The sequence below is a fragment of the Candidatus Accumulibacter cognatus genome, assembly GCF_000584975.1.
In the GTDB taxonomy this organism is placed as follows: domain Bacteria; phylum Pseudomonadota; class Gammaproteobacteria; order Burkholderiales; family Rhodocyclaceae; genus Accumulibacter; species Accumulibacter cognatus.
In genome coordinates, this window is the sequence record NZ_JDST02000069.1 from 1 (window position 1) to 12,542 (window position 12,542).

The following is a 12,542-nucleotide window of genomic DNA, read 5'->3' on the forward strand; positions in this document are numbered from 1 at the left end:
CGTGTGTCTAAACTTCAGTTCGGGCGATTCGCTTGGCCGACCATTCCGGCTTGCCGGTCAGCTCGTTCTTGCAACTCGAATCCTATCAAAAATATCAATTAACAGAGTATGTTCGCAACTAATACGCATTCCGGGCCTCGAACTTGACTTGGTGGCGTTGCCCGATCAAGATGCCTTGTCGGCAGCCCGGGAAGCATGGCGTCCGGTGCCCCAGCATGCCAGGAAGCACGACCAGTGGAGGAACGAGATGATGTTTGAGGATCGCTATGCTGCCCCGATCTTTGTCGGAGAATCCCCTGCCTTCCGCCAGGTATTGGCATTCATCGCCAAACTTGCCCGTTGTGATGCTCCGGTGCTCATCGAGGGTGAAACCGGGACTGGCAAGGAACTGGCGGCGCGTGCCATCCACTATTCCGGGGTGCGCGGCAGCGCCCCTTTCGTTCCGATCAATTGCGGTGCCATCCCCGACAATCTGGTCGAAAGCGAGTTGTTCGGACATGTCCGGGGCGCTTTCACCGATGCTCGAGAGGCACGTAGCGGGGTGGTAGCGCAGGCGGAAGGCGGGACGCTGTTCCTCGACGAGATCGAAGCCCTCGGAGCACATGCCCAGGTCGCGCTGCTGCGTTTTCTGCAGGACCTCGAATATCGGCCGGTGGGCGGCTCGGCATCCCGACGTGCCAATGTCCGTGTGCTTGCTGCCAGCAATACAGACCTGGCCGCACTCACTCGTCAGGGAGGCTACCGGCAGGACCTGCTATTTCGTCTCAAGGTGTTGATCCTTGACATGCCGCCGCTGCGCACGCGCGGGGATGATGCCTCGCTGCTTGCCGAAGTTTTTGTCGCGCGCTATTGCAGCCGCTATGGCCTGCCCGCGATTTCCATCGATCCCCAGAGTCTGGCGCACTTGCGCGGGTATGACTGGCCGGGCAATGTGCGTGAACTGGAAAACATGGTGCATCGGGAACTGTTGCTCAACGAGGGAAAAACCCTGTATCTGAATGTGCCGTCAGCACCGTTGTGCGGGACGGACACAGCATCGGCGGCCGAACCCGGTCAGGTCACGGATTTCCGGCAGGCCAAAGCCGAAGCCATTGCTCGATTCGAAAGGTCGTACCTTAGCCACCTGCTCGCTAGCACAGCCGGCAACATCAGTCTGGCCGCGCGTCTTTGCGGACAGGACCGCAGCCGGCTCAACAAGCTGGTTCGAAAATACGGACTCGCACGCTCCAGCTTTACAGAGGACGCGACGGCCCCGTGGGTCAAGGGTGCCCTCGAAAGCACTTCAGTTCTCAGCGTCCAACCCGCAGGCGAAAACCAGCTTCGTTCCTGATCTCCGGCATGGCATAGGAGCAGGCCTGTCCCGGCACGCGGGGCGGGTTCGCAAGCGTGGGTCATTTTTCACCCAGTGTGTCCGAAGCGCCCCGCATTACACTGCTACAGCGCCCCGCTGTTCGAGTTCATGTGATTGATTCATATATATAAATCGAATCTGGTGATGGCTGGCGCAGACCTTGCTCTGTTGAGTCGGCATTCTTGACGATGCGGGGGGTGAATGACCTGGAAGGGAAAGGGTGCCACGGATGTGGAGACGGCAATCCTGGCTTACTTGGCGGCGCATCCGGACGCAGCCGATAACGCCGTCGGAGTACAGCAATGGTGGTTGCCGCGCCGCTTGATCGACGCCTCCCTGCATGATGTCGAAACAGCGCTGGCGGCAATGACCGAGCAGGGGTGCCTGACGGAGATTCGGCTGCCTGACGGCAGTGTCATCTTCGCTTCCGGGCACGCCAAGGAACGAGATGATGGATGACTGGAGCGAGGCAGCGCCAAGGTGAATGGGAAAACGAATGCGACCTGGCTGCTGTGGGTGGCGACGGCGAAAGACAATGCATGGCAGGCAGGGAGTTCCCAGCGTCGATTACAGACGCTCGGCCCGGGTATCCGAATGTTCTAGGAGGCATACATGGTGCAAGTGACTTATCCAGGCGTCTACATCCAGGAAGTGTCGAGCGGGGTGCACACGATCACCAGCGTGGGCACCTCGATTACCGCGTTCATCGATTTCTTCCGCGAAGGGCCGACGGACGAGGCAGTCGAGATCTTCGGGACGGCCGATTTTCAACGCATCTACGGTGGCCTGGACGATCGCAGCGAGGCCGGCTACGCGATCGCACAGTACTTCCTGAACGGCGGTAGCTCGGCCTTGGTGGTGCGGGTCGCCAACGGCGAAGCGGTGGCCAGTGCGGCGCTGCACATGCTGCCTGCGCCCGACGAGGTGCTGCTGGCCGAGGCCGCGAATGCGGGGCGGTGGGGCAACCATGTGCGCATCGATGTCGATTACGCCACCGTTGACCCGGAACACACCTTCAACCTCGCGATTACCCGCTATGACAGCAATGCGGCCAACGCCAAGCCACTGGCGAGCGAACGTTACCTGAACCTGACCATGGACACGGCGCAGCCGCGGTATGCGGTCAAGGTGGTCAATGACAGTTCGAAACTGATCAAGTTGCGCGCCGGCAGCGCCGCGACTTCAAGCAAGCGGCCTGCCGCTAGCGGCACCCTTGGAGCGGCCATCACCCCGGCGACGCTGGCCGCTCTGAATGCTCTCTCCGGCAAGCAGTTCAAGCTGACCCTGGGCGCACTGCCGACGCGCGATGCGACGCTCGTGGACTGGTCGGTAGGCGGGAAGACGGTGAGTACTCTCGCGCAATTGCGGGGCTACATCGAGCAGGCCATTCGCACATCGGTTTCCGGCACGACGAGCGTACCCGCGCCACTGGCCGGGGCAACCGTCGAGGTGGTGGGGACTAATCGTCTGCGCGTGCTGACGAGCAAGACTGCGACGGGTTATTCGCCGACCGACCAGTTGACCATTACCGACTTCAGCGGCGCCGACACGACCGCCGCCGATCTCGGCTTCGACGCCGCAGCCGTGGTCAATGTACAACAATACCCGCTGGGTTCGGGTGCTGCGGGCGGTCCGGCGACGGTGATCGCCGCCTTGGTCGTCGGCACGACCGGCAGCGATGGCACGGCGCCCGGTGCGACCGACCTGATCGGCAACCCGGCGCTCAACACCGGCATTTACGCGCTCGACCGTGTCGACCTGTTCAACATCCTGTGCATCCCGCGTGCGGTGGCCGACGGCGTCCCCGAGACGGATACCCTCGCGATCTACAGCGCAGCGCTCGCTTTCTGCGAACTCAAGCGCGCCTTCCTGCTGATCGACGTGCCCACGGGCATCGACGAGACGCAGGAGGTCAAGGACTGGCTGGATAGATTTGCCGGGCTACGCCACCGCAACTCGGCAGTGTATTTCCCACGCACGCAGGTTCCCGATCCGGTCAACGATTTTCGTCTGCGCTCGATCGCCGCCAGCGGCACGATGGCCGGCATCTACGCCCGAACCGACAGCCAGCGCGGTGTCTGGAAGGCACCGGCCGGCATCGAGGCGGTGCTCAACGGTGTGGCGCAGCTCGATGCCAAGCTCACCGACGCCGAGAATGGTGTGCTCAACCCGCTGGCCATCAACTGCCTGCGCACCTTCCCGGTATATGGTGGCGTAGCCTGGGGCGCACGAACGCTGGTCGGTGCCGACCAGATGGCCTCGGAATGGAAGTATGTGCCGATCCGCCGCCTGGCGCTGATGCTCGAAGAATCCCTGTTCCGTGGCACCAAATGGGTGGTGTTCGAGCCCAATGACGAACCGCTGTGGGCCAAGATCAGGCTCAACGTCGGTGCCTACATGAATTCGCTTTTCCGTCAAGGCGCCTTCCAGGGCGCGACCCCGAAGGAAGCCTACTTCGTCAAGTGCGACGGCGAAACCACCAACCAGGACGATCGCAACAAGGGCATCGTCAACATCCAGGTCGGCTTTGCACCGCTGAAGCCAGCCGAGTTCGTCGTCATCAGTATCCAGCAGATCGCCGGCGATCTGTAACCCCGAGCGGAGAACCACGTCATGGCCAATACCGGATTCGTTGTCAACGCCACCCGCGTCGACCCTTACAAGAACTTCAAATTCCGCGTGCTGTGGGATGGCAAGACGGTCCTTGGCGTCTCCAAGGTCGGCTCGCTCAAGCGCACTACCGAAGTCGTCAAGCACCGCAGTGGCGGGCAGAACAGCTACGACCACAAGTCGCCCGGCCGCTCCAGCTACGAAGGCGTCACGCTGGAGCGCGGCATCACTCACGACATCGAATTCGAGAAGTGGGCGAACGCGGTGCAGAGTTATGCCGGCGATGCGGCGATGGATCTGGCCGGCTACAAGAAGGACCTGACGCTCGAGGTGCTCAACGAGAAGAGTCAGGTGGCGCTGCGCTACTTCCTGTATCGCTGCTGGGTCAGCGAGTTCGTCACCTTGCCCGACCTCGATGCAAACGCCAACGCGATCGCCATCGAGCACATCAAAATTGAACTCGAAGGCTGGGTGCGCGACGTCGACACGCCCGAGCCGAACGAGGCGGGTTGAAATCGGGTCGGGCGGACGGAGCTGCGGCATGAACGAGCCAAACCCCAGGTGTAGGGCGCCTGCCGCACAGCGCTGCTGCGCGCGAGCCTTCGGCAGCGCGGCCAGCGACCTCGACGTCGCCTTCGCAGTCGTTGACCGGGCGAGTGCCGTGACTGCCTTGCTGGTGGCCTGTGTGTCCGACATGCAGGGACGTGCCATCAGCTTCGACGAGCCCGGGACTTGGACCCTGAATCAGCGTTTGCAGGCACTGATCGCGATGCGCCTGGCTGCGGGCGATGCCACCATCGGGTTGCAGGTGGCCTGCAGCGCGTGTGGCGAAGCCATGTCTCTCGACCTGGATCTGCACACCTTCGCCGGCGACCCGGTAGCACCGCACTTCACCTGGTGTGCCGACGACGGCACCGAGGTGTCGTTGCGCCTGCCACGCGCTGATGATCTGCAGCGCTGGCGGCGCGAAGGTGTGCTCGCGCATGAGGCACTTGCTGCATCGCTGATCGAAAGCGTTGCCGGTCAAGCGGTGGGCGCGGACCATTGCCCGCCGGCAGCCTGGCTGAGTGCGCTCGACGACGCCTTCGCCGCGCACGATCCGTTGACCGCCCTGCAGTTACAGACACGCTGCCCGGCCTGCGACCACGGCCAGCTTGTCGCCTGCGACCTCGAAGCACTGCTGCTCGAAGGCTTCGCGGGCACGCAAGCGAAAATGCTCGAAGAGGTGCTGCAGCTCGCCTCTGCCTTCCACTGGAGTGAAGCGGAAATTCTCGCGCTGCCGCGCTGGCGTCGCGCGCACTACCTGCAGCAGATCGCTGCCCGGGGTTGGGCATGAGCGGCTATTTCGCAAGACTTGCCGCACAGATCGATGCGCGTGTCGAAACCGCTCCACCGGCAAGGGCGATCAAACCGCTTGAACAGCAGGTCGAAGCGCCGGTGCCTAATAACGTCGACACCACGGCAGTGCGCGCGGCGATGAGCTCGGCGTCGGCAGTGCTCTTTCCTGCGGCCGCACAGGATGCCCATGGCGTCCCTGGTTCGCACGTGCCGCCACCTGCAACCCTGCCAGCCCGGCAGCGCGCCCTGTCAGCACCGGCGATGGCCGGCGCACCCTCTCCCGAGGCTGTGCGCTTGCCAACCTCAAGCTTGCGGCACGATGCGCTGGCGGTCGCGCTGGCCGGCGTGACCCTGGCAAGGGGAACCGATGCACGACTGTCATCGCCCCCGTCGCTTCTTTCCCGGCAGCGTGTCGCGCAGAACCCGTCGGATCGTGCGGCGAACCCGAACTCCCCCCAGGTCGATGCGGCGATCCCCCCCGATCCCGGATCGATGCTCGCGCAGCCCGGCGTGCAGCGGGCGCCGGGAATGCCCTTCGCCGCGACAGAGCCGCCGCGCCGCAAGGCAATGAGCAGCCGCGAGCCAGCGACGCAGCTTACCCCGCCGAGCACGTCGGTCCGGCAGGTCACACCGTTGCCACGCGTCGATGTGACGCGCTTGGAGCAGAGCGCCACGGCAACTGCCGCCATCGACGCCGCACCTGCTACGCGCAACGAAATCCGCATCGGCACCATCGCTCTCGCAGTACGAACCTCTGAACCGACGCCTGCGGCGGTGCCGCAACCGGTGTTTGTAGCCATTCCGGCGCCGCGCTTTTCATTGCAGCGCCATTACCTGCGCTGGACTTGAGCCGTGTCGCTCGCCGCCAGCAGCGAGGCAATCGGCGCCGTCAGCGAACTGCTGAAAGTGCAGCTCGCGGCCAGGACCGGCATCAATGCGGTGGCCGTGGGCCGCCCCGAGGATGCCAGCAAGGCGGCAGTGGTCGGCGGCGGTGGCAGCTTCAACCTCTTCCTTTACCGCATCAGCATCGATGCCAACCTGCGCAACCGCCCGCTTGACGCCGGACAGGCACCACCGGTGTGGTTGGTGTTGCATTACCTGCTGACCGCTTTCGACGGTCCCGAGAGCGACTCGATCGTCGCACATCGGCTACTTGGGCGTGGCCTGCTCGCCCTCAATGCGCTGAGCATCGTGCGGCCCGACGCGAGCAACAGCGCACTGGCCAGCAACCCCGATCCGTTGCGCCTGACCTTCGATGAGGCCGATGTGGAACTGCTCTCGCGGATCATGCAAGGCAGTGACGAGAAATTCCGCGTCGCAGCGGCATTCCAGGTGCGCCCGGTGATGCTTGCGTCCACTGCACAGCCACCGGACTATGCGTTGCCGGTCAAAAGCATCGGCAAGCCGCTGCCACCGCCGCAACCGTACGAAGGCGCGAGCGTGCTGCCGAGTCTGGGCGCGCGCGTCAACGCGATCGAACCCGAGCGCTTCAGCGCCGGCCAGCCGATCGTGTTGCGCGGCAGCGAGTTCGCAGGCTACGACCAGATCCTGGTCGGCGCCTCGACTTATCCGGCGACGAGCACGCTCGATGGGGCGCTCACGATGACCATTCCGCTTGCCGACACGATCAGCGCCGGCAGCTACCCGGTCTGCGTCGCACGCACCCTGCCCGACGGTCACCAGTTGAGCAGCAACGCGGTGGCCGGCCACCTGCTGCCGCGCGTCACCTCGGTCAACCTTGCCGGGCCGCTGACGCCGGTTCTCGGCAGGCTTTCCGGCACCTTCCTGGTGCACGGCAGCCAGCTCGGTGGCGCCACCGCCGCGACCTACGCGGCACTCTATCTGCAGGGCAAGGCGCAGTTGCTGCTCGAGCCGCAACCCGGTGGCACGGCGACGACGCTCACGTTCACGGTGACCGACACGCAGGCGCTGGCTCCCGATCCGAACTACCGTGTCATCCTGCGCGTCAATGGCGAGCAGGCGCTCGACTCACCACTGCTGAGCTGGACATGAACGCGCCGCTCGCCTCTGCACCGGTGTTGATGAACCCCGACCTTGCCGTTGCCGACCCGGCCTGTGCGCTGTGGCTGGCACAAGTGACGCTGCGGCTGCGGCGCGAAGTGGCATGGTGCTGGCATCAGCGTGGCACAGACGCAGAAGCCCTGCCGGGTGCGCTGCCGCCAGCCGGCGATGCAGTACAGGACAGTCTCGACCTCACGCGCTTCCGCGACGAGAAGCGCGCATTTTTCGACCGCGACATCGCCGCCCGTTATCTGGGCGAACGCCTCGCCGCGCTCGAACGACCGCACTTGTCCCCGGTCCGCCGTGGTGATTGGACCTGGCTGGCCAGCGAATGTCCGCTGACCCCTGCCGCACAATTCGTGTTGGCCTGCGCGCTGGCCGGGCGTGCCGATGCCTCGATCGGTGCCGTCTGCGCGGCGTGTCAGAACGATCTGTCGCGTCCCTGGCCGACGCTGGCGCTCGCGCAGCGGCTCTGGGACGAACCACTGGCGATTGCCGCCTGTGCCGACGCGGGCCACGCCCTGTTTCGCCACGGCCTCGTGCAGTTGCCGGTCGGGCGAGATTCGCTCGACTGGCAGCAGCCGCTGGAGATGCCGGCGCTGGTCGCGCAAGCCTTGCTCGATGGCCAGTGCCTGCCGTCGGGAATGCTGCGCCAAAGCGACATGGCGCCCGCCGAGTTGCCGCAGGAACTACTGCCGTTGCTGGCGCGTCTGCGCTCCGATACCCCGACGGCAATGCAGCTCCTGCCCCTGCAGGCACCGCGTGGCACCGACTTTGCTGCCTGGGCGCAGGCGCTCGCGCAGGCGAGTGGGCGCGCTCTGATGATTCTTGCCGACGACGTGACGCCGGACCGGCCCGGTCTTGGCGCACTCGCCACTGTCTGCTGGATGCGGGGTGCCGACCTGTTGCTGCCCGAGCATTGGCAGGCGTGTTGCGGCGCCGGTGTTGCCGAGCACTGGTTCGCGCCGCTGGCCGCTTTGCCGCTGCGCTGGTATTTGCCGGTGGTCGACGGCGGCATGGCGGTGCGTGGCGTGCCGGCTTCGCTGCTGCTGCCAACCTGCCTGCTGCCACCGCTCGACACCTCGGCGCGCGCGCAACGGCTGGCGCGGATGTTGGTCGACGCGCCAGCGGCAATCCGCGCTGCGCTCCCGGAAGCGGCACGGCGCTTCCGTCTCGCCGAGCGGCCACTGGAGCGGGCCGCCGCGGCGGCGTCGGCATTGGGCGCTGCGGCCGGCGTGCATGAATTGTTCGCCGTCTGCCGGGCCGAGGCACGGCTCGAACTCGACGGGCTCGCCAATCTGGTCAACCCGCGCTTCGCCCTCGGCGAACTGGTGTTGCCGCCGGCGCAGACCCAACAACTGCGCGAAATCGTTTCGGCGATGGCCGTGCTCGGTCGCGTACATGACGAGTGGGGCACGGCGCGCGTCTGGAACGATGCTGGCCTGTCGGTGCTCTTCTCCGGACCGCCGGGAACGGGCAAGACGATGGCTGCCGAGGCGCTGGCCAACGCGCTTGCGCTGCCGATGTACCGGATCGACCTCTCGCAGGTGGTCAACAAGTACATCGGCGAGACCGAGAAAAACCTGCGGCGCATCTTCGACGCCGCCGAGACCAGCGATTGCCTGATGTTCTTCGACGAGGCCGATGCGCTGTTTGGCAAGCGCACCGAGGTGCGTGATGCGCACGACCGGTTCGCCAACATCGAGATCAGCTATCTGCTCGAACGCATGGAGCGCTTCAAGGGCCTGGCGGTGCTCGCCAGCAATCGCCGCAAGGACCTCGACGAAGCATTCACGCGCCGGCTGCGCTACATCGTCGAATTCCCGGTGCCCGGCGTCGTCGAGCGCGAGCGCTTGTGGCGGCAGGCTTTCCCGGCGCGCGTGGACATCGTCGAGATCGATTGCCGCTGGCTTGCGCAGCAGTTCGAACTCGCCGGCGGCCACATCCGTTCCGCCGCCTTCAACGCCTGCCTGCTGGCCGCCGGCCAGCGCGCCGAAGGGGCTGCGCAGGTGGGCATGCTGGAGGTGTTGACCGCCGTCAAGCGCGAACTCGAAAAGATGAATCGCGTCGCCGGTCGCGAACAGTTCGGTCGCCATGCGGCCTTGATCGGGAGTCTCGCATGAATGTCGACATCGCCCGCCTGGCGATCACGCTGCAGGGCTTTCCGGCGGGGATCGGCGAGCATTTGACAGAGCAGCTCGACGACGCCCTGCAGCGGCGACTGTCCGATTTGCAACCGGCTACGCTGGGCAGCGGCCTTGCCACGCTGGACCTTGGCGTCATCGATGCGCCGGCGCATGCCGATGCACAGACCCTCTGCGAACTGATCGCCACCCGCCTGGGCGAGTGGGTGACGCACGCCTACGGCCCCGCCAGCGCGCAGGCAGAAGCCGGGGAGGGCCGCTGAATGGCACTCTTTCCCTTACGTGGCGTGCTCGTCGAATATGGCGCGAACATCCTCGGGCCGATTCCGAACATCGTGATTTTCCAGTTCAACCCGGAAAACATGACACGTACGATCACCATCCCGCCGCCACCGGCGAGCGCATCGGCACGACCGCGGGTCGAGACGCACGCCGCAGCGGCGCCGCCTTCGGAGCGATTCGAGATCAGCGCGCATTTTTCGGCAGCCGACGACCTCGGTGCCGGTGGCGCGGTGTCGGCCATCCCGCGCCTGTTTGGCGTCGGTCCGCAGATCGCGGCGCTGGAGAAGATGGTCTACCCGCAGAGCACACCCGGCGGTCTGATCGGCGCGGCGATCGACGCGATCGGCGCGGCACTCTCGGGGCCGGGCAGCACGCCGCCGACGCAGCCGGTGCCTCGTGTACCGCTACCGCGCATCCTGTTCATCTGGGGACCGTCACGGGTGCTGCCGGTGACCATCACCTCGATGTCCATCAGCGAACAGAAGTACGACCTGTTGCTCAACCCGGTGCAGGCCGAAGTCAAGATCGGCATGCAGGTTTCCAGCCAGGCGCCGACCGATGATGCGATCGGCGAGGGTGCCTACAAGTACACGCAAATGATCAAGGACACCCAGGCGACGCTGAATCTCGCCAAGGTGATCGAGTTTGCAGTCGATATCATTCCCTTCTGAGAGGCCGCCATGTTCCTCAAGAACTCGCGCTACCATGGTCTGCCGACGGTGACGGCAAAAGACCGCGCCGGTACCGAGGTCGCGGCCGTCAAGCTGCGGCTCCTGCCGATTCCTGCCGGCGACCCGGTGACGGTGCGCACGCACGACCAGCTCGACACCCTCAGCGAACAGCGCTACGCCGACGCGACGCGCTACTGGCACATCGCCGACGCCAACAGCGAACTCGAAGCGGCGTCGCTGCTGCAGCCGACTGGCCGGCCGATCACGATTCCCCGGAGCTGACGATCATGGCCAGGGCCGAATACCGCGTCTACTTCGACAATGTCCCGGCGACGGCGGAGCAGTTGGCGAGCATCAGCGAAATCCGCATCGACCAGGGCATCGGCATGGCGGCGGCGGCCGAGCTGGAGTTGCCGATCGCCACCAGCGACGCCGGCCTGTGGTCCGGCGTCGAAGACGACTTCGCACAGCCATTTGCGCGCGTGCGTGTCGAGGTCAAGGTGGCCAGTGATGATTTCGTGCCGCTGATCGACGGTCTGGTGGTCGGCAATCGCTACGAGTTGCAGGCCTCGCCCGACCAGAGCCGGATGACGCTGGTGGTGCACGACGACAGCGTTCAGCTCAACCGTGACGAGAAGGTCGCTCTCTTCGAGGACATGGCGCCGCAGGACATCGTCACCAGCCTGTTCGAGGAAGCAGGTCTGACGCCCGACGTGGACGCGCTGCCCGCTGCCGGCGCGGTGCTGCAGCGCGTGGTCGTGCAGCGCGGCACCAGCATGCAGTTGCTGCGCGATCTTGCCAAACGCTACGGCATGTTCGTCTATGTGCGCCCCGGCGCAGCACCGGGGGCGAGCGTCGGCGCTTTCAAGCGGCCACAGTTCGCGGCGACCGACCTGCCCGAAATCCTGCTGCTCGGCGACCAGCGCAACGTCGCGAGTTTCTCTGCCGAGTTCGACGCGCTGCGGCCGCTGCGCGCACGCGCCGGCAGTGTCGCCCTGGCCGACCGTAGCGTGCTTGCCAGCAGTGCCGATGCTGCCGTCGGCACGCCGCTCAGCGACGCCCCGGCACACGACCTGACGCAGCCGGCGCTGACCCTGCTCACCGGCACGCGCGAGGAGCAGGGCGACCTCGACGCCGCCACCGCGGCCACCGTCGATCTCTCGTCCTGGGCCTACGCCGCCAACGGCGAAGTGGACATCGACGACTACGCGGGCGTGCTGCAGCCGTACCGACTGCTGCGCGTTCGCGGTGTCGGCGGCTATCTGTCGGGGGACTACCTGATCGGCCAAGTCACGCATGTGCTCACCGACAGCAGCTACCGGCAGCGTTTCGCTCTGCACCGCAATGCGCGCTCGGCCGGCAGCACGAGTGGCGGCGGACTCTTCACAGGAGTGTTCTGATGGAAAGCGGAACCCTCGAACGTCTGGTGGTGGAACTCGCGACGCAGTCGCGCACACGCCACTTCGGCAAGTACCGTGGCCTGGTTGCCGACAACCAGGATCCGGCCGCGATCGGTCGCATCAAGGCACAGGTTCCCGAAGTGTTCGGCGATGCCGTGCTCACCCCCTGGGCCACCCCCTGCGCGCCCTACACCGGCGCCGGGGTCGGCTTGCACAGCATCCCTCCGATCGGCGCCGGCGTGTGGATCGAATTCGAAGCTGGTGATCCGTCGCGACCGATCTGGAGCGGCGGCTGGTGGGGAAGCAGCGACCTCCCGGCCGACCAGAGCGGTACGGCGGCCAAACCGCCGCTGAAAATCCTGCGCAGCGAACAGGGCTTGCTGGTCGCGCTCGACGACGACGCGAAGACGCTGACGCTCTCCGACGGCAACGGTAGCAACTTGTTGACGATCCGCGTCAACGACGGACAGATTCGCGTGCAGGCAACGAGCAAAGTGATCGTCGAAGCGCCATTGATCGAGCTCACCGAAGGCGCAGCACACCCGCTTGCCTTCGGCGATTCGCTGCTGCAGTACCTGAATCAGTTGGTCAGCATCTTCAATACGCATATGCATGTCGGCGAAACGGTGATCGGCATCCCGGTGACCCCGATCGTTCCTGTCACCCCCTTTCCCCCTGCGACGCCGACGCTATTGTCGACGCGCGTCACCACCGGCTGAGGAAC

General features: G+C 65.5%; 13 protein-coding genes. All 13 read left to right on the top strand.

What is annotated here, in order from left to right; all coding sequences use genetic code 11:
* The first annotated feature begins 247 nt into the window (after positions 1–247).
* The gene (locus AW06_RS13295; RefSeq protein WP_246149182.1) at positions 248–1,330 is read left to right on the top strand and encodes a sigma-54 dependent transcriptional regulator; all 1,083 of its coding nucleotides are present in this window, start codon (positions 248–250) and stop codon (positions 1,328–1,330) included.
* A 222-nt stretch (positions 1,331–1,552) separates the two neighbouring features.
* Entirely contained in the window at positions 1,553–1,810 is a 258-nt protein-coding gene (locus AW06_RS13300; RefSeq protein ID WP_034950947.1) for a hypothetical protein, read from the top strand.
* A 153-nt stretch (positions 1,811–1,963) separates the two neighbouring features.
* The gene (locus tag AW06_RS13305) at positions 1,964–3,943 is read left to right on the top strand and encodes a phage tail sheath C-terminal domain-containing protein (protein ID WP_034950952.1); all 1,980 of its coding nucleotides are present in this window, start codon (positions 1,964–1,966) and stop codon (positions 3,941–3,943) included.
* A 21-nt stretch (positions 3,944–3,964) separates the two neighbouring features.
* Positions 3,965–4,474, top strand: coding sequence for a phage tail protein (locus tag AW06_RS13310; protein ID WP_034950955.1), 510 nt, complete (start codon positions 3,965–3,967; stop codon positions 4,472–4,474).
* 28 nt (positions 4,475–4,502) lie between these two features.
* The gene (locus AW06_RS20625) at positions 4,503–5,297 is read left to right on the top strand and encodes a hypothetical protein (protein ID WP_138678738.1); all 795 of its coding nucleotides are present in this window, start codon (positions 4,503–4,505) and stop codon (positions 5,295–5,297) included.
* On the top strand, positions 5,294–6,148 hold the full coding sequence (locus AW06_RS13320; RefSeq protein ID WP_034950957.1) for a hypothetical protein: 855 nt from the start codon (positions 5,294–5,296) through the stop codon (positions 6,146–6,148). The genes AW06_RS20625 and AW06_RS13320 overlap by 4 nt, the downstream gene beginning before the upstream one ends.
* Positions 6,149–6,151: 3 nt before the next feature.
* A complete protein-coding gene (locus AW06_RS13325; RefSeq protein WP_034950960.1) occupies positions 6,152–7,312 on the top strand; it encodes a Pvc16 family protein in 1,161 nt (386 codons plus the stop codon).
* Positions 7,309–9,444: an ATP-binding protein gene (locus AW06_RS20630; protein ID WP_273704673.1), complete on the top strand. Its 2,136-nt coding sequence runs from the start codon at positions 7,309–7,311 to the stop codon at positions 9,442–9,444. The genes AW06_RS13325 and AW06_RS20630 overlap by 4 nt, the downstream gene beginning before the upstream one ends.
* Complete coding sequence (locus tag AW06_RS13335) at positions 9,441–9,728, top strand: hypothetical protein (RefSeq protein WP_034950963.1); 288 nt, start codon at positions 9,441–9,443, stop codon at positions 9,726–9,728. Before AW06_RS20630 ends, AW06_RS13335 begins: the two co-directional genes overlap by 4 nt.
* On the top strand, positions 9,729–10,418 hold the full coding sequence (locus tag AW06_RS13340) for a hypothetical protein (protein WP_034950966.1): 690 nt from the start codon (positions 9,729–9,731) through the stop codon (positions 10,416–10,418).
* 9 nt (positions 10,419–10,427) lie between these two features.
* Positions 10,428–10,700, top strand: a complete 273-nt coding sequence (locus AW06_RS13345; protein ID WP_046536396.1) for a hypothetical protein — start codon at positions 10,428–10,430, stop codon at positions 10,698–10,700.
* A gap of 5 nt (positions 10,701–10,705) precedes the next feature.
* The gene (locus AW06_RS13350; protein WP_034950969.1) at positions 10,706–11,818 is read left to right on the top strand and encodes a hypothetical protein; all 1,113 of its coding nucleotides are present in this window, start codon (positions 10,706–10,708) and stop codon (positions 11,816–11,818) included.
* Positions 11,818–12,537: a phage baseplate assembly protein V gene (locus AW06_RS13355; protein WP_046536398.1), complete on the top strand. Its 720-nt coding sequence runs from the start codon at positions 11,818–11,820 to the stop codon at positions 12,535–12,537. The genes AW06_RS13350 and AW06_RS13355 overlap by 1 nt, the downstream gene beginning before the upstream one ends.
* Positions 12,538–12,542 lie beyond the last annotated feature (5 nt).

Excerpts from the sequence above, each read along its gene's own strand:
- AW06_RS13320 (WP_034950957.1), top strand. The coding sequence starts at position 5,294 with ATGAGCGGCTATTTCGCAAGACTTGCCGCACAGATCGATGCGCGTGTC.
- AW06_RS13335 (WP_034950963.1), top strand. The coding sequence starts at position 9,441 with ATGAATGTCGACATCGCCCGCCTGGCGATCACGCTGCAGGGCTTTCCG.
- AW06_RS20625 (WP_138678738.1), top strand. The coding sequence starts at position 4,503 with ATGAACGAGCCAAACCCCAGGTGTAGGGCGCCTGCCGCACAGCGCTGC.
- AW06_RS13350 (WP_034950969.1), top strand. The coding sequence starts at position 10,706 with ATGGCCAGGGCCGAATACCGCGTCTACTTCGACAATGTCCCGGCGACG.
- AW06_RS13310 (WP_034950955.1), top strand. The coding sequence starts at position 3,965 with ATGGCCAATACCGGATTCGTTGTCAACGCCACCCGCGTCGACCCTTAC.
- AW06_RS13340 (WP_034950966.1), top strand. The coding sequence starts at position 9,729 with ATGGCACTCTTTCCCTTACGTGGCGTGCTCGTCGAATATGGCGCGAAC.
- AW06_RS13295 (WP_246149182.1), top strand. The coding sequence starts at position 248 with ATGATGTTTGAGGATCGCTATGCTGCCCCGATCTTTGTCGGAGAATCC.
- AW06_RS20630 (WP_273704673.1), top strand. The coding sequence starts at position 7,309 with ATGAACGCGCCGCTCGCCTCTGCACCGGTGTTGATGAACCCCGACCTT.
- AW06_RS13345 (WP_046536396.1), top strand. The coding sequence starts at position 10,428 with ATGTTCCTCAAGAACTCGCGCTACCATGGTCTGCCGACGGTGACGGCA.
- AW06_RS13300 (WP_034950947.1), top strand. The coding sequence starts at position 1,553 with ATGACCTGGAAGGGAAAGGGTGCCACGGATGTGGAGACGGCAATCCTG.
- AW06_RS13305 (WP_034950952.1), top strand. The coding sequence starts at position 1,964 with ATGGTGCAAGTGACTTATCCAGGCGTCTACATCCAGGAAGTGTCGAGC.
- AW06_RS13355 (WP_046536398.1), top strand. The coding sequence starts at position 11,818 with ATGGAAAGCGGAACCCTCGAACGTCTGGTGGTGGAACTCGCGACGCAG.